The sequence below is a fragment of the Streptomyces sp. NPDC127098 genome, assembly GCF_042722465.1.
GTDB lineage: Bacteria > Actinomycetota > Actinomycetes > Streptomycetales > Streptomycetaceae > Streptomyces > Streptomyces millisiae.
Genome location: NZ_JBHXFJ010000026.1, coordinates 77,236 through 98,088 on the forward strand (window position 1 = coordinate 77,236; position 20,853 = coordinate 98,088).

The window sequence follows — 20,853 nt, forward strand, 5'->3', positions numbered from 1 at the left end:
CGTAATCCTTGCGGAAGCTGTTGACAGTTCGAGGGTCGAGCCCCACATTGACATGGCATCGACAGCTAGAGCCGCCGTCGATCCAGGGCACCCGCACCGGCCCGCCCCGACACGTCACCGAACGCCGTCGCGTCTCACGACGCCCGCGCGCGGTCGGTGCCGCCCTGGCACCTCCCACCAGCCTTCACGAGGAGGAAGAGTGTCCCCGGACAACACCCCCATCCACCCGCTCAACCGCCGGACCTTCATCGGGGCCGGCGCGCTGGCCCTGGTCACGTCGGCGCTGGTCGTCCCCGGCACCGCCCACGCCCAGACCATCACCACCAACCAGACCGGCACCCACAACGGCTTCTACTACTCGTTCTGGACCGACGCGCCCAACACCGTCTCCATGACCCTGGGCTCCGGCGGCAACTACAGCACCTCGTGGCGCAACACCGGCAACTTCGTCTGCGGCAAGGGCTGGAGCAACGGCAGCCGCAGGAACGTCAACTACTCGGGCGGCTTCAGCCCGTCGGGCAACGGCTACCTGTGCCTCTACGGCTGGACGTCGAACCCGCTCGTCGAGTACTACATCGTCGACAGCTGGGGCAACTACCGCCCCACCGGGACCCACCGCGGCACGGTCAACAGCGACGGCGGCACGTACGACATCTACCACACGATGCGCTACAACGCCCCCTCCGTCGAGGGCACCCGCACCTTCCCGCAGTTCTGGAGCGTGCGGCAGTCGAGGCGGACCGGCGGCACCATCACCACCGGCAACCACTTCGACGCCTGGTCCCGGGCCGGCATGGCCCTGGGCAGCTTCAACTACTACATGATCCTCGCGACCGAGGGCTACCAGAGCAGCGGCAGCTCCAACCTCACGGTCAGCGGCTGAGGTTCCCTCCCGACCGCCCCCTCCCCCGGCTCCGGGAGGGGGCCCCGGGGCGGCACGCCCCGCCGAGGAAGCGTTCGGCGAGCCGGCGCGCCCGGCGCCGGACCCGGTCGATCCCCTCCGGGTCGTTGAACGCGGCGAACGGCGGCCAGAGGAAGACGAGAGTGGCCAACTCCTCGGCCAGGACCGCCCGTTCCAGCGCCCGCCGGTCTCCCGCGCGGCCCGCCAGGTAGGCGTCCACCAGCGCGCGGGGCACGACCACCCCCGACGGCGTCGCGCGCACGCTGAGGAAGGCCAGGTCCGTCGCCGCCCGGCCGACCCCGGCGGACTGCCAGTCGCAGAAGACCGGCCCGCCCGCGCCGTGCGTGATGTTGTGGGTGTGGCAGTCGCCGTGCACGAAGGCCGGGGGCGACGCCCCGACCGCCGCCCGGAGTTCGGCGCGGCAGTCGAGCACCGCGGGCAGCCACGGCCCCGACGGGGCCCAGAACTCCCCGACCTCCCGCGAGACCGGCGCCGCCAGCGCCTCGAGCAGCGGCTCCGGCCGCTCCCAACCGCCGCCCACCGGCGGCGACATGGCGTGCAACGCCGCCAGCTGGCCGCCGAGCCGCGCCCACATCCCCGCGCTCCAGGACGCCGCATCGCGCGACTCCCCGGCCGCGGCGAGGAGCAGCGCCACCCCCGCCGCGCCCTCCAGGACCCCCAGCAGCCGCGGCACCCGCACCGGCACCGTGCCGCCGAACTCCCGGTAGAACCGCGCCTCCCGCCGCGCCCCCGCCAGCGCCCCGGCTCCGGCCCCGGCCGCCGTGACCTTCAGGAACGCCCGCTCCCCCCGCTCCGTCCGCACGGCCCACACCCCGGCCCCCGACCGCGACTCCACCGGCCCGGCCCCGTCCCGCTCCACGACCACCCGGAACGCGTCCAGCGCCCGACGCGTCAACTCGTCATCCGTCACCGGGACATTCCACCGCGACGGCCGGCCGCGCGTCGCGCCCTCACCACCGAAAACCGCTCGCGCGCTCGCCGCACAACGGGAGATTCTCGCAGCGGGGCCGGGCGAAAGAACCGGCCCACGGAACGGGAGGGGAAGTCGTGGGGAGCGGCCTCGGAGAGGAACTGCTGGAGCGCCTGCGTGCCCGTGCCGACGCGCGCGCCGCCTGGGTGCGCCCGGGCGGCGACGACCTGCCCGACCGGCCGACCACGGCACGCCTCCGCGACGTGGCGGCCGCCGTCGAGTCCCGCCGGGCCGGCGCGGCACAGGAGTTGGCCGCCCTGCTGCTCGCCGTCGACCGTGACGGCGATGTGGTCGTGCTGGCGGAGGCCGAGCGGATCCTGCTGACGGCGGGTCCACGGCTGTGGACCGCGCTCGACGAGGCGGCCCGGCGCGCGTGGTGGCACGCCCCGCGCTGGTCGGCGGACGCCGTGCGACGGCTGATGCGGGACGAGTCGTCACCGTTGGGGCTCACGGTCGCCGCCTCGCATCCCGACGGCCATGTGCGGGAGGCCGCCGTCACCGCGCTCGCCGAGCTCGACGACGCGCTGGCGCTGCCGGCCTTGGCCCTGCGCGCCATCGACTGGGTGCCCGTGGTGCGTGACCGGTCCCGCGCGGCGCTCGAACGGCGCCTCGCCGAACCCTCCGGCGAGGCCCTGGTCACGACCGCGGCGGTCGCCCTGGCACTACGGGACCGGCGCGCGGGTCGCTGGCTGGCCGACCGCGTGGAGGCCGTGTTCCGGGAGGGATCGGACGAGCAGTTGGCGGCCGCGCTCGCCGCGCGGGACCGGGCCACCCGCCGCGCCGCGCACCTGGCCGCGCTCGCCGCCGGCCGCCTCGACCTGCCCCGGATGCTGCACGCCGCCGAACGCGACGACGACCTGCCGACCCGACTGCGCTGCGCGGAGGCCGCGGTGCGGACCGCGGTCGCGGCCGGCACCCCAGACCTGGTCCGTCCGCTGCTGACCAACGGCACCGCGATGGTCCGCGCCGAGGCCCTGTACGCGCTGGCCCGCGTCGGTGACGTCGCCGCCGCCGAGGCCGCGCTCGCCGACCGCCACCCGACCGTGCGGGCCGTCGCCCAGGCCGCGCTGCGCCGGGCCGGGACCGACCCGGCGGCGCGGTACCGGGCCCTCGTCGGCGCACCCCACCCCGCGCCGGGGGCCATCGCCGGCCTGGGCGAGACCGGCGTCGCCGCGGACGCCGACCTCGTCCGCGCCCGGCTCGACCACCCGCGGCCGCGCGGCCGCGCCGAGGCGGTGCGCGCGCTGCGGCGTCTTGGCGCGACCGACCCCGACACCCTCCTCGCCATGCTCACCGACCCTTCCGGCTCGGTCACCCGGCAGGTCTCCACGGCCCTGCGCCCGTGGGCGTCGGGCCTCGCCCCTGGTCCCCTCAGGAAGCTCGTGGCTGAGGGCAACCCGTGGCACGTCCGCATGGCCGCCTACCGGCTGCTCCGGGAGCGGGACCCCTGGACCCGCCTGCTGGTCGACCTGGAACTCGTCGCCGACCCCTCGCCGCCGATGCGCGGCCGGGCGCGCGGCGACATCGCGGCCTGGCTCGCCCGCGAGGCGGCCACCACCTACTCGATGCCCAGGGGCGAAACGGCGGACGAACTCGCCGCGCGGCTGCCCGACGCCGCCGACGCGCTCGGCCGGGAGCGGGTCCGGCTGCTCCGCTTCCACCTCGGGCTGGGGAACCGGCCCGTCGCCTGACCGGGCGCGCCTCAGTCGCCGAGCAGTTCGAGGTCCGACTTGAGGATCGTGGTGCTGATCAGCAGCTCCATGATCAGGTTGTGGTTGAGGGTGTTGCCGACCGGTGGTGGGACGTCCTCCTCCAGCAGGCCGGGCACCGAACCGCTCAGCCGCTTGCGGACGTTGGTCACGATGTGCGCGGCCTTGCGCTCGCTCCACCGTTCCTCGGGGCGCAACTCGCTGAGCTCTGCCGCCACCTGGCTCCAGGTCAGCGGCTGCGGATAGGGCTCGTTGCGCAGGTATCGCTGACCGAGGCAGACGATGACCAGCCGCTCGTCGGGCCGCAGCGGCCACAGCTTGGGTCCTGATGTCTTGGCCTCGTTCTCCACGCCGGGGGCCGAGGGCGCGGCGATCCGCACTTCGAGCAGGTGCTCCTGCCTCGGGCCGAGGATGAACAACGGCGTGTAGCCGCTGGGCAGTTCGGCCCGGTCGCCGCTGAGCACGAGACGCGAGGGGGAGAGCCGGATCGGCAGCCGGCCCTGGTTGTACAGGGCCCAGCGCGCGTGCTCCCGCGTGATGCGCCCGTGCTGTCTGCTGACGTACGGATCGCCCAGGCCGACGCAGACGTGGGCCTCGTCCTCGCTGCGCCCGAAGACCAGTGGGAAGTCCGCGTCGGGCGCGACGCTCATGCCACCGTTCTGACCCAGGACGAACAGGGTGCCGGGCTCGGCCGACGACGGAAGTCCGCGCGACAGGCTGCCGAAGTCCCTCGGCAGGATGTTGACCTTGCGCGACGAGCTGGAAGCCGGCAACGGCACGGCCCGACCCCTCTCCGTGTGTGACGACCAGACTACCGCCCGCCGCCGACGCCTGGCGCACCCCTGCCCCAGGTTCCTCGGCACCCCTCTCGAAGCACCCGGTCTACGGTCACCACCGACGTGCCCGCACGGCCACGGCGGCACTCCACGACCGGGGTCGAGGGCGAACTCGAACGCGGAGGACGATCCACGTGAGACATACCCACTTGTCCCGCTCCGCTCCCAGGGGAGGCGGGCGGTTGCCGTTGGCGATCGCCCTTCTCCTCGCGGGAACGGCGGCATTCGTCGCGCCGACGAGCGCGCAGGCGGCGGAGGAGGAGCTGACGCCGGGCGCGAGCGCCGTCACGGCCAGCACCAGCGACGAGAACCGGCCGGCGAACGTCGTGGACGGCAACCTCGGCACCCGCTGGTCCGGCGAAGGGGACGGCGCCTGGCTGCGGTTGGACCTTGGTGCGACCAGGACGGTCAGCGAGGTCAAGCTCGCCGTCTACAAGGGCACCAGCCGGCAGAACGTCTTCGAGCTCCAGTACTGGGACGGGTCCCGCTGGGTCACCGTCTACGACGGCGAGAGCAGCGGCACGACGACCGCCCTGGAGTCGTACGAGTTCGAGCCCGTCCAGACCTCCAGGATCCGTTACCTCGGCCACGGCTACGAGGGCGACGGCGAGGGCGACTGGAACAGCCTTACCGAGGTGGAGGTCTGGAGCGGCTCGGGCGACGACGACGGGGACGGGGGCGGGGGCGGGGGCGGCGGCGCCGAACTTCCGTCCGAGGTCCTCGACCTGAGCGACTGGAAGGTCACGCTGCCCGTCGGGGAGGACGAGGACCCCACCGAGATCTTCCAGCCCGAGCTCGACGGCTACTCCCACGACCCCTACTTCACGGTCAACGACGCCGGCGACGCGGTGCGGTTCCGGGCGCCCGTCAACGGCGTCACCACCGGCGGCTCCAGCTACCCGCGGTCCGAACTGCGGGAGATGGAGGAGGGCGGCGGCGACGAGGTCGAGTGGTCCTCGACGTCCGGCACCCACACCATGACGGTCCGGGAGGCGTTCACGCACCTCCCCGAGGACAAGCCGGAGGTCGTCGGCGCCCAGATCCACGGCGGGGACGACGACGTCACCACGATCCGGCTCGAGGACACCAGGCTCTGGATCACGAACGACGACGATTCCAACTACCACCTGATCACCGACGACTACGAGCTCGGCACGGTCTTCGAGGTCAGGTACGTGGTGAGCGGCGGCGAGATCGACATCTACTACAACGGCCGGTTGGAGACGACCCTCGACCACTCCGACTCCACCAACTACTTCAAGGCCGGCGCCTACACCCAGGCCAACTGCGACAGGTCGTCCCCGTGCAGCTCGTCCAACTACGGCGAGGTGGAGATCCACGACCTGACCGTCACCCACGGCGACGGCAGCGACAACGGCGACGGGGACGGCGACCAGCCGACCGACGAGACGCAGGCCGCCGTCCGGTACGACTGGGGCACCCCGCATCCGATCTCCGACGAGTTCGACTACACGGGACCGGTCGACCCCGAGCGGTGGGCCGTGCCCTCGGGCGACTTCGGCGGCACGGAGGGCTGCTGGCCGGGGCACGCCGAGAACGGCCGCCGCTGCGCCAGGAACAGCACCGTCGCCGACGGCATCCTCACCATGACCGGCGAGGCCAACGGCGACACGGGCTGGCTCCGGCAGGACCTCGAAACCCAGTACGGCCGCTGGGAGATCAGGTCGCGCTCACGCAACGTCGGGGCGAGCGGCGGGACCTACCACCCGCTGCACCTCATCTGGCCCACGGCGGGCAACCGGTTGGAGAACGGCGAGTACGACTGGGTGGAGTACTCCAACCCGGACGCCCAGTGCCTCACGTCGTTCATGCACTACCCGGAGAGCCCGACGGACGAGAAGGAACGCGCCGACCTCTGCCCCGTGGACATGACCGAGTGGCACAACTTCGCGTTCGAGTGGACCCCGGACGCGCTGGTCGGCTACGTCGACGGCGAGGAGTGGTTCCGCTACTCGGACGGCGCCAACGAGGACCGGGGGAACATCCAGGACATGCCCTCCGGTCATCTCAACATCCAGCTCGACAACTTCACAGGTGAGGGCGGCCTCCGCCCCGCCGTGTTCGAGGTCGACTGGGTGCGGTTCTACGAGGTGACCGCCTAGTCGGTCCCCTCCTTCCGAACGGCCCGCCGGATTCCCCCCGGCGGGCCGTTTCCGCACGTCAGGGGCGGGGGCCGGGCAGTTCGGGACCCCTGCCGAACCCGCTCTGCTTCCATCCACTCAGCGGGTCGAACGACCCGCCACACGCGGAAGGAAGAGGCTCCGATGTACGAAGAGGTCAAGCTTTCGCCCGAAGAGGTCGACCGCGTCATGGCCATCGTCGCCGGCGCGTACAGCGACATGGAGACGGTCTCCGCGCGCATCGGCGCGCACGCCGGCACGGTCAGCGCCGCCTACAACGGCATGGGCACCGCGACCGCCGTGGAGACCTACGAGAACCTCCAGCGGGCCGGCCAGGCCCTCGCCAACGCGCTGGACGGGCTCTCCCTGGACCTGGGCGCCACGTCCGCCACCGGCAGGGAGACCGACGACGCGGCGCACGGCGCGCTGGGTCGTGTGCTCCCCGTCAACGTGTCCGCCGACACCTCCATCGCCGCCCAGTTCTGACCGTGCCCCACGGCACCCGAGAGGAGAGACCATGTCGTTCAACGGAATGATCGAGTTCAGGAACGGGAACCTCGACGCGATCCAGACCCAGACCGCCGGCCAGCAGGACGAGTACACCCGGATCTGGCAGGACGTGCAGCGGCAGATCATGGGCCTCGTCGCCGCCGGCCAGGTGGACGCCCAGATCGGCGCCACCCTGGAGGAGCGCGACCGGATCTTCCAGCAGCAGGCCGCCGGCTACGACGACAGCGTGACCTCGCAGAACACCGCGATCCGCAACGTCCAGAACATCGGCAACGAGGGCGGCGCCGCCATGGTCCGCGCCGCCGCCGGCGGCCGGGCCTGAGCTCCGGGGGGAGACGAGGACATGAGCACCGTCACGATCAACATCCCCGCCACCCTGGACGTCGAGCGTGAGACGGCGAGGCGCGCCCGGCTCGCCAGCATGATGGAGAGGGCCCGCGCCATCGGCTCGGACGCCGGCATGTTCGGCGAAGTGCCGAACGGGGCCCAGGCGGCGGCCGCACTGGCCGCGGCGATCGCCAGCGTGACCCAGCAGGTGTCCCAGGGCGGGCGGACGGTCGAGGACATCGAGCGCAGCGCGGCGGAGGCGGCCCGGATCGGCGAGCAGACCGACAGCGAGGCGGCGAGGGCGCTGGCCCAGGCGCGGGTCGCGGACATCGAGCGGTTCAGCGGCGAGGTCACCAGGCAGGCGGATGTCGAGCGCACGATCGCCCGGGCACAGCAGCCCTTCCCCGCAGGGGGCTGGTGACATGGAGCCCAGGAGCATCGCGGAAGCGCAGTCGCAGTTCGAGGAGGTGATCCGCATCATCCTCAGCGCGAAGGAAGTCGGGATCCGGACGGCCTCGGGAGCATGGCTCACCCTGGCCGGTGCCGCCAGGGAGGAAACCGACGCGATCACCGCCACCGCTCGCGGGGCGGCCGGCCAGCGCGGCATGGGGCTGCGGGAGCTCTCCGAACGGCTGGTCGAGGTGTCCGACTTCACGTCGAGCACGGCGGCCCTGGCCCAGCAGATCTCCGACCAGCTCCAGCAGGCGGCGCGGAGCACGTTGGTGGCCGTGCAGGCGGCCCTCCAACTCGACAAGGACTACCGGGAGATCCTCGCCCAGTATGCCGCGGGTTCGACCTCCTCACACGCCGCGCAGGCCGTGCAGGGCAAGATCATGACCCTCACCGCCAAGGCGCAGCAGGTGCTCGCGACCCTGGACGGTGATTACGCCAGGATCACGGCCGGCGAGGCGCCGCCGGCGCCCCGGACCACCGGGCCCGGCGGCCCGGTCGCCGCGCCGACGGCTCCACCGGCGGCGGAACCGGCGGCGGCGGGTCCCTCCGCGACCTCGGCCGCGTCGGCCGCCGCCTCGGGCCCGGGGGGCGGCGCGGCGGCCTCCGCCGCCACCGCCGACTACGAGGCGCCCAACGGCGCGGCCGTCGGGTCGGGGGAGTACCCGGGGTCCAGTGTGCTGGGGCCCGAGCAGGGCGACTTCGCCGGCTGGACGCGCGACCCCAGCACCGGCTACCTGGTGGACCCGGCCACCGGGCGGGAGTTCGACCCCACCTCCGGTCGCTGGATCGACCCGGTCACCGGCAAGCCGTTCGGCGACGTCACGGAGTACGCCGCCCGGCTCTCCGGCCTGGGCGGCGGCGCCGGCGGCATCGCCTCCCCCGCGAGCCTGGCGATGGTCGGCGGCGGCGGAGCCGGCGGACTGGGCTCTGCCGGCCTGGCCGGCCTGTACGGCGGGGTGCTGCCGCCGAGCATCGCGGGCGCCGGGTCGCTCGGCGGGCAGTTGGTCGGCCAGGCCATGGCCAACATGAACCGGCGGGCGCACGTCGCGACCCAGCTGGCCATGCGCGAATCGGCCCAGGGCGGCCGGCCGTTCATGCCGCCGCCCGCCATGGCGGGCGGCGGCACCGGCGGCGCCGCCCGCTCCACCCAGGGCCGCGGCACCCCAGGCCAGCAGAACCGACGGCTCACCGACCTCACCGAGGACCCCGAGGTCTGGGCCCCCCGCCCGATCGCGGCCCGGGACGTCCTCGGCATCTAGCAGAAGGGAGAACGCACATGTCCGCAGACGGCCTCTGGTACCTGCCCGAGGGCTTCCGCGAGGGCGCCCGCGCCAACGTCGAAACGGCCGAGGCGGCGGAGAACACCCGGCGTTACCTCGGCCAGGTGCAGGTCGACGCCGCGAGCTACGGCGGGGCCGACGCCTTCGTCAGCGCGCTCACGACGACACGCGACGCCCAGGCCCGTGGCGTCGCCCAGGCGGCGGAGGGCCGGCAGAACATGGCCGCCGCGGACACCCAGGTCGCCGACCTGGGCGAGGAGGTGGACGCCGCCGCCGGTCAGGCCCTCGGCACGGCGGCGTCCACCCGGATAGCAGCCGACCGGTCCGTTGCCGACGGCCTCTAGACGCCCAGGGCACGCCAGTTCACGACCCAGGAGACGGAGCGTTCATGCCTGGTGTTTCCTTCACACGCGAAGAGGTCGAAGCGGCGGCCGGCGTGGCGCCCTGGCGGCGGCAGCGTGAGTTCACCAGCGAGATCAACCCGGCTGACATGGAGGAGACCGCGGCCGCCTACGCTCGGGCGGCCGGCGAGGCCCGATCGGCACAGGACCTCGGGGAACGGGCCACCCAGATCTCCCAGCAGGCCGGCGGGGTCGACGGATCGTCCCTGGTGAACGGCCAAGGCCGCATCGACGAGACGAACCAGGCCCTGCAACGTGGCGGCGACGACATCGACGCCGTCGTCGGCTACCTCGTCCGTGCCATGAACGCCGGGTTGGAGACCCATGACCAGGTCCGCGCGCTGATCTACGCGGGGGGCACCGGTCTCGAGACGAAGTACTCCGACCACCTCAAGGCGGCGAGCGACGAGTGGAGCGCCTGGCACCAGGCGTTGGGCGCCGCCGTCGCGGAGTGGAACGGCGAGGGAGCGGCGCGGTTCATCGCGCCACCGGACGTCCATCACAACGGCGAGGTCGTCAGCGCGGTGCAGGCGGGCGCGTCCGGCAACAGCATCATCTGGGCCCTCCCGGGCGACATGGCCGAGAGGGTCCGCACCAAGCACCTGACGAACGCGGCGACCGACGCCACCGGCGCCCACACCGAGATGGACCATCTGATCGAGGTGTACCGCCGCAGACTGGCGAGTTACGGCAACGAACTGGGAAAACGCGGGTACGACGCGCTGGATGGCCCGCTGGATCTCTTCAAGACCTCGCAGATGGGGGCGTTCTCGGCCCAGCAGCTCAAGGCCGAACTGGCGGGTGGAAACCCGGACCCCCACATCGTCCAGATGTACACCCGCAATCTGGGACTGATCGAGGATGCCGTCAACGCGAATCCCGCACAGCCCGACAGGACCGTGCTGCGTGACCCGTCGGGAATCCTCACCCAGGAAGGCCAGTACGTTCAGGCGTTTCTCGACAACATCGGCCTCGACGCGCTCGGCCAGCTGGGCAGGATGGACGACGCCCATGGCATGCGGGACACGAAGACCGACGTCGCCAACATGATCAACACCTGGATGAACCCGGACGCGGGCGGCATCAACCCAGCGGTCAGCCCCGTGCCGGAATCCATCCGCCCCTTCGTGTACGACTACGCCGAGTCCGGCCTCATACCCGCCACAAACGTCGGCGGCCACTTCACGGGCGGTCTCGGCGAGGCGTGGCAGCGATACAACGGCTTCGGCGACCTCATGTCGACCGCGACGGTGGCCTCGGGCAGCCAGTTCTCCAAGGACCTGGGGCACGCCGCGGTCACCATCGAGGCCCAGTCCCAGATGCCGGTCGGCGAGGGGTACGTCCCACCCGTGAACACGGGAAGCAGCGGCCTGCTCCACGCGGCGTCGTTGAACTCGTTCGCCTCCGCCCAGTTGCTCAACGAGGAGGACTTCCGCCGCGGCCTGCTCAACCAGAGCTGGGACAGGAGCACCGGCGCGGGTGAGCTGATCCGCAGTGGCACGAACATCCCCCCCGGCCCGGGAACCGCGGAAACACGCGAGTACGCCCAGGCCGCCTACCACGTACTGTCGATGGCTCCTGACTACCAGAGTTCCCTCCTCGCCCCCGGAGCGGATAACACGGCATTGCTTGACGCCATCGGCGACGCCGCCATCAACAACATGGATCACATAGCGTCACCACCTGTTGACGGATCTCCGCAAGGCGGGCTGAGCCGAGCAAACGACGGCGAGCCCATACCCAATGACCAGAACCCGTATGGCTTCCGTTTCGGCCGAGAAGAACGAGAAAATCTCTTCACCCTGATGAACGAGACCGACGAGGACGCTGTGCGTAAGCCCTTCTTCGCCGATGTCGCGAGATGGCAGTACGGCACCGCACTCGACGCGTTTCGCGACGCGAATGCGGTAGGCAACGTGGACGGGTCGGAGTTCCGCAAGATCGGCGTCATCCAAGGCACGGTGGCTGACGTTCAGAGCCGACAGGAGGTGGACGAACTCGAAAACTGGAGCACGGTATCCGACAGCATCGACGCGATATCGGCACTCGCTGGCACGGTCCCTCACCCGGTACCCCAGGGAGCTTCCGGCGTCCTGTCAGCGGGAACCGCGGTCACGAGCCCCTTCCTGGAAAGCGCACTCGACGAGGCCAAGGAAAAACAGCAGCAACAGATCGAACTCATGGGCATCGAGGCCCGATTCGCCATCGCCAACGCAGCGGTTGAAGCAGACTACGCCGGTGCCGGCGAGCGTGCTGACGACCCTCGGCGCATACCCCCAACTCCGGGAACACCTCCCGAAGAGTCCGTATACGATCCGGCCGCATTCATGAGTGACGTCCTGAGCATGGAAAGGGTGAGTAACCCCGTGAACGAGTTCGATCACGCATTCACTCCCTCCCTCGGTGGATGACGACTCCGGAAAGGGAACGGGCTGATGACCTCCACCACTTTCCGTCGCCCCCCGCGGGCCGTCGCGCCCGTCGTGCCCGATCAGCAGGTCGTGGTGCAGGCGCCGCCGCAACTGCCGCAGCCGGAGGATGCCAACGCCTGGATGATGGCGCTGCCGGCACTCAGCGGGCTCGGTTCGGTGATGTACATGTTGACGATGGGGCGGGGTCCCATCGGGTACGTCGTCGGGGCGCTGTTCCTGGTGTCCTGCGTGGCCATGGTCGTCGGCTCGGTCGTCTGGCAGCGGGCCAAGACCAGGACCGTGGCGCGCAACGACCGGCGGGAGTACCTGCGGTACCTGGAGCGCACCAGGACCGACGTGCGGCGGACGGCGCGGGCGCAGCGGGAGGCGTTGGAGTGGGGGGCGCCGGATCCGCGGGGGTTGTGGGTGGTGGCGGAGAGCCGGCGGATGTGGGAGCGGCGGGCGGCCGACGAGGACTTCGGGGTGGTGCGGGTCGGGGCCGGGCCGCGGTATCTGGCGACGCCGCTGGTGGCGGCGGAGACCGCGCCGGTGGAGGATCTGGATCCGCTGAGCGCGGTGGCGCTGCGGCGCTTCGTGGACACCCACGCCGTCGTGCCCGACCTGCCGCTGCTGCTGGCGTTGCGCCGCTTCGCGGCGTTGGCGGTCGCCGGTGAGAGCGCGGCGGCGCTGGCCCGGGCGGTGGTGGCGCACGCGGTGACGTTCCACTCGCCGAAGGATCTGCGGGTGGTGGTCTGTGCCTCCGTCAACGAGGGTTCCGAGTGGGCCTGGGCGAAGTGGCTGCCGCACGCGCACCACCCGCGGGACGTGGACCACGTCGGTCCGGTGCGGATGATCCACCCGTCCCTGACGGTGCTCGAGGAGTGGCTGGGCGCGGAGTTGACCCGCAGGACCCGGTTCAGCCGGAGCGCGCAGCCCGATCCCGAGCTGCCGCATCTGCTGGTCGTCCTCGACGGCGGCCTGGTCTCCGGCGCCGAGGCGCTGCTCGACGCGAGCGGGCTGCAGGCGGTGACCGTGCTGGAGGTGAACGGGACCGCGGTCGGGCCGCTGGTGGAGGGGCACGGCGTGCGGCTGGAGGTGGACGGCGACCGGCGTCTTGCGGTGGTGGCGGGGGACACCCGGGACGAGTTGGGACGGGCGGACGGGCTGTCGGCCGGTGAGTGCGAGGCGTTGGCGCGCCGGCTCGGGCGGTTCCGGGTGGAGATGGACGCCACGGCGGCCGACGCGGAGGACCTGACGAGCGTCGTCAACTCGCTTCCCGGGCTGCTGGGGATCGCCGACCCGGGGCAGCTCGACCTGTCGTCGCTGTGGCGGCACCGCCCGATGCGTGACCGGCTGCGCGCGCCGTTGGGCGTGTCGGCCGACGGCGGCCTGCTGGATCTTGACATCAAGGAGTCGGCGCAGAACGGCATGGGCCCGCACGGTCTGGTGGTGGGGGCCACCGGGTCCGGCAAGTCGGAGCTGCTGCGGACGCTCGTTCTCGGGATGGCGGCGACGCATTCCAGCGAGCATCTGAACCTGGTCCTGGTGGACTTCAAGGGCGGCGCGACCTTCGCCGGCATGGCCGACCTGCCGCACGTGGCGGCCGTCATCACCAACCTCGAGGACGACCTGAGCATGGTCGACCGCATGCGGGAGGCGCTGTCCGGCGAGATCAACCGGCGGCAGGAGGTGCTGCGGGACGCCGGGAACCTGGTGTCGGTCCGCGACTACGAGCGGGCCAGGCAGCGCGGCGCGCACCTGCCGCCGCTGCCGAGCCTGTTCATCGTCGTCGACGAGTTCTCCGAACTCCTCGCGCAGAAACCGGACTTCGCCGACCTGTTCGCGCAGATCGGCAGGCTCGGGCGGTCGCTCGGGCTGCATCTGCTGCTGGCCTCGCAGCGGTTGGACGAGGGGCGGCTGCGCGGTCTTGAGGCGCACCTGTCGTACCGGATCGGGCTGCGCACGTTCTCGGAGTCCGAGAGCCGCACCGCGATCGGCGTGCCGGACGCGCACCACCTGCCCAACGCGCCGGGGCACGGCTATCTGCGGACCGACACGGCCACCCTGCGGCGGTTCCGCGCCGCGTACGTCTCGGGTCCCTACCGCACCGGCGAGGACGGCGCCGGCCGGGCGCTCGCCGGGGCCCTCGGGGTGCGGCGGTTCCCCGCCGCGTACGTGCCGGTGCCCGCCGACCAGCGGCCGCCGGCCGATCCTGAACCGGCGCCGGAGCCGGACGAGTTCGGCGAGCACGAGGAGCTCGGCACGACCGTGCTGAGCGTGATGGTCGACCGGATGGCGGGGCAGGCGGCGCGGGCCCACCAGGTGTGGCTGCCGCCGCTCGACACCCCCGAGCCACTGGACGCCCTGCTCGGCGACCTCGCGGTGCGCGAGGGCCGCGGCTTCGGCAGCTCCCCCGCCCGCCCCCCGCTGACCGCGCCGATCGGCGTCGTCGACCGGCCCTTCCACCAGCGACGCGATCCGCTGGTGCTCGACCTCACCGGCGCCGGCGGCCATGTCGCCGTCGTCGGCGGCCCGTTGAGCGGCAAGTCGACGGCGCTGCGGGCGTTGGTCACCTCGCTCGCGCTGCGGCACACCCCGGGGGAGGTGCGGTTCTACTGCCTGGACTTCTCCGGCACGCTGTTCGCCCTCGCCGGGCTGCCGCACGTCGGCGGCGTCGCCGGCCGGACCGACACCGAACAGGTCAACCGCACCGTCGCCGAGGTGCTGGAACTGCTGGGGAACCGGGAGGCCCGCTTCCGCGAGCTGGGGATCGAGTCGATGGCGGGCGTCCGCGCGGCGCGGGCCGAGGGCCGGTTGTCGGACGAGGAGTTCGCGGACGTGTTCCTCGTGGTCGACGGCTGGCAGGTGCTGCGGCAGGGCTACCCGGAGATCGAGGAGGTGCTGATGGGGGTGGCCGGGCGGATGCTGACCTACGGCATCCACCTCGTCGTCACGGGCAACCGCTGGATGGACATGCGGATGAGCCTGCGCGACCTGCTGGGCACCAAGGTGGAGCTGAAGCTCGGCGACGCCCTGGACTCCGAGGTCGACCGCAAGCTGCAACAGACGGTCCCGGCCGACCATCCGGGGCGCGGCATCAGCGCCGAGAAGCTGCACTTCCTGGTGGCCGTGCCCCGGGTGGACGGCGTCCGGTCCGCCGACGGGCTCGCGGACGGCGTGCACGACCTGGTGCGGCGCGTGGCCGAGGCGTGGCACGGGCCGCGGGCGCCGAGGGTGCGGCTGCTGCCCGGCACCTGGGACCCGGCCGAGCTTCCCGAGGCGCGGCGGCCCGGGGTCGCGATCGGCGTGGAGGGCAACCGACTTGAGCCGGTGCTGCTCGTCCCCGGCGAGGACCCGGGCCTGATCGTCGTCGGTGACAGCGAGAGCGGCAAGACCGGCCTGCTGCGGGCGGTGGCCAGGCAGGTCATCGCCCGGAACACCCCGCAGGAGGCGAAGATCGTCGTGCTCGACCACCGGATGACGATGCTGCGGGAGTTCGAGGGCCCGCACCTGCTCGGGTACTCGACCACCCTGGAGCGTTCGATGTCGGTGGTCGGCGGCCTCGTCGAGGGGCTGCAGAAGCGGGTGCCGGGCCCCGACATCACGCCGGAGCAGCTGCGCAACCGCTCCTGGTGGACGGGCCCCGAGGTCTACCTCCTGGTCGACGACTACGACCTGGTCGCCACCTCCCGGGGCAACCCGCTCACCGCGCTGCTCGACTTCCTGCCGCACGCCCGGGCCATGGGGCTGCACATCCTCGTCACCCGGCAGGCCGGCGGCGCGGGCCGGGCCGTGCTGGAGCCGGTGCTCGGGCGGATGAAGGAGCTCAACTTCCCGGCCGTGCTGCTCAGCGTCCCGAAGGACGAGATGCCGATCTGGGGGGTCAAGCCCGCCCAGCGTGCCAAGGGCCGTGGCCTGCTGCTGCACCGCAGGCTCGGCAACGTGCCGGTGCAGCTCGCCCGCGCGGACTCCGCCGCGGCGGACGGCGCCCGGCAGACCGATCACGGGAACGACCACGTGGGGACCGATGCGTCATGAGTGCAGGACCGACCCTCAGAACAGCAGCCCCGCCCACCGCGGCGGCGTTCGTCCGCATCGGGCTCGCGGGGCCCTCGGGGCGGGTGGACCTCGCCGTCCCGGCGGCCGTGCCGCTCGCCGCCCTGCTGCCGACGCTGCTGCACCACGTGGGCGCCGACCCGGGCCCCGACGGCGGGGTGCGGCACGGCGGTTGGGCGGTGCACCGGGGCGACGGAACCCGGCTCGACGCCGCCGCCTCGCTCGCCGAACAGGGCGTCGCCGAGTGCGACCTGCTGTTCCTCGCCCACGGCGACGCCGACGCGACCCCGCCGCTCTACGACGACGTCGTCGAGGTCGTCGGCGAGCACGGCGTCCGCGCCACCTGGCCCGCCCGGGCGACCCGCCACGGCGCCGCCGCGCTGGTGGTCCTGGCGGTGTTGACCGGCTGCGCGGCGCTCGCCGGGGCGCCGGGCGCGGTCCCCGGCTGGCTGGCGCTGGCCACCGCCCTGCTGGCGTTGGGGGCGGGCGCGCTGGCGTCGCGCGGCTTCGACGACGTCGACGCGGGCACGTTCGCCGCCCTGTTGGCCGTGGTGCCGGCCGTGGTCGGCGCGGTCCGGCTGCTGGGCGCGGGGCATGACGCGGCCGGCCTGGGCGCGGCGCACCTGCTGCTGGCGTGCGCGGTGGTGGCCGTGCTCGGCATGCTGGGCCCGGTGCTGGTCGGCGGCGGGGACGGCGCGTTCGCCGCGCTGGTCGTCGCCGGGCCGCTGGCCGCCGTGGGGGCCGCGATCCCGGTCATCTGGAGCGGCGTCACCCCGGCGGAGGCGGCGTCGGTCGCCGGCCCACTCGCGTTGGCGCTGACCACGCTGTGGCCCACCCTCGCGCTGCGCGTCGCCCGCCTCCCTGCTCCGCAACTCGCCTCGACCGCAGAGGAGTTGGAGGGCCTGCCGAGCCAGCTGGCGCACGAGCGGCTCACCGCGCGGGTCGCCGCGGCGCGCCGGCTGCTCGGCGGCATGGTCCTCGGCAGCCACCTGGTGGCCGGCGGGGCGACGCTGTGGCTCTTCGCCACCACCGAGCTGTGGGCGGGGGCGCTGGGCGGCGTGCTGACCCTGCTGATGCTGCTGCGGGCCCGCCTGTTCAGGGAGTTGGGGCAGGTCGCGACGGCGGCGGGGACGGCGTTCCTCGCGGCCTGCGGGGCGGCGGTGTGCACGGTCGCCGACCGGTGGGCGCAGACCGGGCCGCTGCTCGGCGTGGTGCTGCCGCTGGTGCTGACCCTCGCGCTGGTCGCGGGCGGCGTCGGGCTCGCCGCCGGGCGGCGCCGCGCCAACCCCCGGCTGGTGCGGGCGCTCGACGTGCTGGAGACCCTGCTGCTGCTGACGGTGGTGCCCCTGGCGCTGGCCGTGTGGCAGGTCCCCGGCACCCTGCTGAACCTGAGGGCGTGAGGGCGGTGCGCGGCCTCGGGTCGTCCCTCGCCGCGGCGCTCGCGCTGCTCGCCGCCGCCCTGCCGGGCGCCGTCACCCCCGCCGCGGCCTCCGAGCCGTGCCGCACCGAGGTGGGCCCCCAGGAGCTTCCCGCCGGGGTCGAACTCCGGCCCCTGGTCGAGTTGCTCGGGCTCCCCCAGGCGTGGGACCTGGCCACCGGCGAGGGCGTCACCGTCGCCGTGGTCGACTCCGGCGTGGACGCCACCCATCCCGACCTCGACGGGCGGGTGGCGCGTGGCAGTGAGTTCGTCGGGGTGCGCGACGAGCGGGAGTTCAGGATCGACGAGCCGGCGCGGCAGCGGGACTGCGAGGGCCACGGCACGGCCGTGGCCGGGCTGATCGCGGCGCGCGGCGCCGACGGCGAGGGCGTGATCGGGGTGGCGCCCGGGGCCACCGTCTATCCGGTGCGGATCGCCGACGGCGTCGAGAACGCCACCCCGCGCACGTTCGCCGCCGCCATCGCGGACGCCGTGGCCGCCGGCGCGGACGTCATCAACCTGTCGCTCGCCATCCCCTCCGACTACGAGCCGATCCGGGAGGCCGTCGAAGACGCCCTGGCCGAGGACGTCGTGGTCGTCGCCGCGGCCGGCAACGAGGGCGACGCCCGCATGTACCCGGCCGCCTACGACGGGGTGCTGGCCGTCGGCGCCGTCGACGCCGAAGGGCAGCCACTGGACTCGTCCAACCCCGGCGACTGGGTGGACCTGGCCGCGATCGGCGCCGACCAGGTGGTGGTCTCCCCCGGCGGCGAGGGCTACCGGGCGGAGGGCGGAACCAGCATGGCGGCGGCCCAGGTCTCCGCCGTCGCCGCGCTGGTGCGGTCCCGCTTCCCCGACCTGCCGGCCACCGAGGTGGTCCAGCGGCTGGTCCGCTCCGCCACCCCGCTGGGTGGTGGGCGGAACGACCGCACCGGCGCGGGCCTCGTCGACCCGTTCGGCGCCCTGACCGGACTCGGCGGCCAGGAGGGCGAGGGCGGGGACGACGCGGTCGACGCGCCCGCCGGCCGCGTCCCCGTCGTGCCCCTCCCCCGGGACGAGCCGCTGCTCGGCCCGACCCGGGCCACCGGCCTCGCCGTCAGCGGCGTGCTGCTGCTCGCCGTGCTCGTCGGGCTGCTCGCGGCGCCCGGGCTGCGGCGCGCCGCCCGGCGCGGCTGGCGGGCCGGCACCGCGCCACGCCGCCCGGCCCCCGAGCCACCCGCCCCGCCGGGACCGCCCGCCGCCCGCCTCGTCTGGCTCGGCGGCGACGGCGAGGGCGGCACCACCGACCACAACGTCCCCCACCAGAACCGGAGTCGGACACCGTAGCCATGGCAACGACACGCGAGCAGGCGGAGGCGCACGCGTACGCCAACCGCCGGATGAGCACCAGCCTCCTCAGGGGCGAGGACGAGGCCCGCCTCGACCCGCGCCGCCGACTGAACCGCGCGCTGGGCGCCAGCCTGGCGGTCGGCGTCCTCGTCATCGCCGGGTTCGGCATCGCCGGCTGGCTCGGCGGCGGACGCGGCCCCGCGCTGCCCACCGACGGCGCGGTGGTGGTCGGCGCCGGCGGCGACTCCTACGTGGTGGTCGACGGCGTGGCGTACCCCGCGCTCAACCTGGCCTCCGCGCTGCTGGCCGGCGGCGGACGGCTCACCGAGGTGCGCCAGGCGACCCTGGACGAGGCGCCGCGCGGGCTGCCCGTCGGCATCCCCGGGGCCCCCGACGCGCTGCCGGACGCCGGCGAACTCCGCGACGGCGCCTGGACGCTGTGCGCCACGCCCGCCGAGACCGGCGAGGAGCCGGTGGACACCGCGCTGTACGTCGCCGTGCCCAGGGTGCCGACCGGGGACGCCGAGGGCGGCGGGGCGACGCTGCTGGTGGAGACGGAGGACGACGCGCTGTGGCTGCTGGCCGAGGGCCGGCGGTACGCCGTCGAACCTGGCGTCCGGGACCTGTTGGGGCTGCCCAGGCGGCCCGTGCGGCTGCCCTCGGAGGTCGTCGCCACGGTCCCCGAGGGCCCGGCGATCACCGTCCCCGAGCCGGAACCGCGCGCCGGCGACGAGCCGTCGGTCGAGCTGCCCTTCGAGGCGGTCGTCGGCGACGTCGCCCACACCGACGACGAGGGCGTCGCCCGCCGGTACTTCCTGGTGCGCCCGGACGGCCTCGCCCCGGTCTCCGAGCTCGTCCACACCCTGCTGGTCCCCGAGCCGGGCACCGACCACGCGATCAGCTTCGCCGACGCCGCGGCCGCGCCGCGCACCGGCGGCGAGCCCGGCGACCCGGCCTGGCCCGAGGAGGTGCCGGAGGCGCTGGCACCGGAGCGCAACCAGCCCGTCTGCGTCTCCACCCCGCCGGGCAGCGTGCCGGGCGACGTGCCCTGGCGGGCGACCGTGCACCTGCCGCCGACCATGCCGGAACCCGAGGGCACCCCGCCCGTGGCGGCCCTGGACGGCGGCCGGCTCGGCCTGTTGGACCGGATCTACCTGCCGGCCGGCTCGGGCGCCGTGGTGCGCGCCGCGACCTCGGGCGGCGCGGGCGGCACCCACACGCTGGTCACCGACGGCGGCACGGCCTACCCGTTCGCCTCGCCGGACGCCGTGGAGCGGCTGGGGTACGACCCGGACGCGGCGCCGTCCATGCCCACGGCCTATGTGGCGCTGCTGCCGGCCGGTCCCGTCCTCGATCCGGAGGCGGCGGCCGAGGAGCGGAGGGGTGAGGCCGAATGAGCACCAGGAGACTTCGACTCGGGTTCCGGCGCCTCGGGTTCGGCCGCGCCCGGCTGGTGGCCGTGGAGACCGGGCTCGGCGGCGTCGCCGCTGGTCTCGCGGCGCGGGGCGCCTGGGGCAACTGGGGGTACGCCGTCGTCGGCGCCGGGGCGCTGCTCGCGCTGGCCGCGCTGGCGCGGTTCCGTGGGGAGTGGGCCGACCGGCGCCTGCTGGCCAGGCTGCGGCGCGGCAGGCTGGCCGTGGCGCCGCCGACCGCGCCGCGCGCCAGGGGCCTCGGCGTGGCGCGGTCGCTGCTGCCGGCCCTGACCGTCACGGAGTTCGCCGACCGCAACACCCCCGGCGGCTGGGGGCACCTCCCAGGCCCCCAAGGACCTGGGGGAGGGCTCGGCGTGCTGTCCGACGGCCGCGGCCACGCCGCCGTCGCCGCGTTCCCCGGCGGCACGCTGCCCGCGCTGCCCGCCGGGATCGTGGCCAGGTGGCTGGCCGACGACCCGGCCAGGCCGGCGGCGGCGCAGCTGGTGGTGGAGCGGTTCGGCGTCTGGTCCCGGGACTTCCACCACCGCTTCCAGCCCACCGTCGCCTACCGCCAACTCCCCACCGGCGGCCGCCCGGTCGCGGTGCGGTCCTGGCTGGTGGTGCGCTTCGAGCCGCTCGACGCGCCCGAGGCCGCCGCCCGGCGCGGGGGCGGCGAGGG

15 protein-coding genes and 1 pseudogene are annotated in these 20,853 nt (G+C 74.0%); 14 read left to right on the forward strand and 2 right to left on the reverse strand.

From position 1 onward, the window contains the following. Positions 1-199: 199 nt before the first annotated feature. Positions 200-883 carry a glycoside hydrolase family 11 protein gene (locus tag ACFWI8_RS18435; RefSeq protein ID WP_387092352.1) on the forward strand — a complete coding sequence of 228 codons (684 nt, stop codon included), beginning with the start codon at positions 200-202 and terminating at the stop codon, positions 881-883. On the opposite strand, the gene ACFWI8_RS18440 is transcribed toward ACFWI8_RS18435, so the two are convergent. Then, on the reverse strand, positions 873-1,832 hold the full coding sequence (locus ACFWI8_RS18440) for a phosphotransferase family protein (protein ID WP_387092354.1): 960 nt from the start codon (positions 1,830-1,832) through the stop codon (positions 873-875). The genes ACFWI8_RS18435 and ACFWI8_RS18440 overlap by 11 nt on opposite strands. A 137-nt stretch (positions 1,833-1,969) precedes the next feature. On the opposite strand from ACFWI8_RS18440, the gene ACFWI8_RS18445 reads away from it, so the two are divergent. Next, entirely contained in the window at positions 1,970-3,583 is a 1,614-nt protein-coding gene (locus ACFWI8_RS18445) for a hypothetical protein (RefSeq protein ID WP_387092357.1), read from the forward strand. A gap of 11 nt (positions 3,584-3,594) precedes the next feature. Here the strand turns inward: ACFWI8_RS18445 and ACFWI8_RS18450 are convergent, their stop codons facing one another. After that, positions 3,595-4,380, reverse strand: a complete 786-nt coding sequence (locus ACFWI8_RS18450; RefSeq protein ID WP_387092360.1) for a hypothetical protein — start codon at positions 4,378-4,380, stop codon at positions 3,595-3,597. Between the two features lie 239 nt (positions 4,381-4,619). On the opposite strand from ACFWI8_RS18450, the gene ACFWI8_RS18455 reads away from it, so the two are divergent. From ACFWI8_RS18455 to ACFWI8_RS18510, 12 genes and pseudogenes are all read left to right on the forward strand, one after another. Next, positions 4,620-6,560 carry a polysaccharide lyase family 7 protein gene (locus ACFWI8_RS18455; protein ID WP_387092363.1) on the forward strand — a complete coding sequence of 647 codons (1,941 nt, stop codon included), beginning with the start codon at positions 4,620-4,622 and terminating at the stop codon, positions 6,558-6,560. A 162-nt stretch (positions 6,561-6,722) separates the two neighbouring features. Next, complete coding sequence (locus ACFWI8_RS18460) at positions 6,723-7,064, forward strand: hypothetical protein (protein WP_387092366.1); 342 nt, start codon at positions 6,723-6,725, stop codon at positions 7,062-7,064. A 31-nt stretch (positions 7,065-7,095) separates the two neighbouring features. Continuing rightward, positions 7,096-7,410, forward strand: coding sequence for a hypothetical protein (locus tag ACFWI8_RS18465; protein WP_387092369.1), 315 nt, complete (start codon positions 7,096-7,098; stop codon positions 7,408-7,410). Positions 7,411-7,431: 21 nt separating this feature from the next. Beyond that, positions 7,432-7,836, forward strand: a complete 405-nt coding sequence (locus tag ACFWI8_RS18470; RefSeq protein ID WP_387092372.1) for a hypothetical protein — start codon at positions 7,432-7,434, stop codon at positions 7,834-7,836. 1 nt (position 7,837) lies between these two features. Beyond that, the gene (locus ACFWI8_RS18475; protein ID WP_387092375.1) at positions 7,838-9,127 is read left to right on the forward strand and encodes a hypothetical protein; all 1,290 of its coding nucleotides are present in this window, start codon (positions 7,838-7,840) and stop codon (positions 9,125-9,127) included. Between the two features lie 17 nt (positions 9,128-9,144). Continuing rightward, positions 9,145-9,492 (forward strand): hypothetical protein, encoded by a 348-nt coding sequence (locus ACFWI8_RS18480; RefSeq protein WP_387092378.1) that lies wholly within the window; start codon positions 9,145-9,147, stop codon positions 9,490-9,492. A 44-nt stretch (positions 9,493-9,536) separates the two neighbouring features. Continuing rightward, positions 9,537-11,960: a hypothetical protein gene (locus ACFWI8_RS18485; protein ID WP_387092380.1), complete on the forward strand. Its 2,424-nt coding sequence runs from the start codon at positions 9,537-9,539 to the stop codon at positions 11,958-11,960. A gap of 24 nt (positions 11,961-11,984) precedes the next feature. Then, positions 11,985-15,998 carry a type VII secretion protein EccCa gene (gene eccCa / locus ACFWI8_RS18490; protein WP_387092383.1) on the forward strand — a complete coding sequence of 1,338 codons (4,014 nt, stop codon included), beginning with the start codon at positions 11,985-11,987 and terminating at the stop codon, positions 15,996-15,998. Continuing rightward, the gene (gene eccD / locus ACFWI8_RS18495; protein ID WP_387092386.1) at positions 15,995-17,416 is read left to right on the forward strand and encodes a type VII secretion integral membrane protein EccD; all 1,422 of its coding nucleotides are present in this window, start codon (positions 15,995-15,997) and stop codon (positions 17,414-17,416) included. The genes eccCa and eccD overlap by 4 nt, the downstream gene beginning before the upstream one ends. Continuing rightward, positions 17,413-18,759 (forward strand): type VII secretion-associated serine protease mycosin, encoded by a 1,347-nt coding sequence (mycP, locus tag ACFWI8_RS18500; protein WP_387092389.1) that lies wholly within the window; start codon positions 17,413-17,415, stop codon positions 18,757-18,759. Before eccD ends, mycP begins: the two co-directional genes overlap by 4 nt. Before the next feature lie 2 nt (positions 18,760-18,761). Continuing rightward, positions 18,762-20,159: a type VII secretion protein EccB gene (eccB, locus tag ACFWI8_RS18505; protein ID WP_387092392.1), complete on the forward strand. Its 1,398-nt coding sequence runs from the start codon at positions 18,762-18,764 to the stop codon at positions 20,157-20,159. Next, positions 20,156-20,853, forward strand: a pseudogene (locus ACFWI8_RS18510) (hypothetical protein); the annotation flags it as partial. The gene eccB and the pseudogene ACFWI8_RS18510, both read left to right, overlap by 4 nt.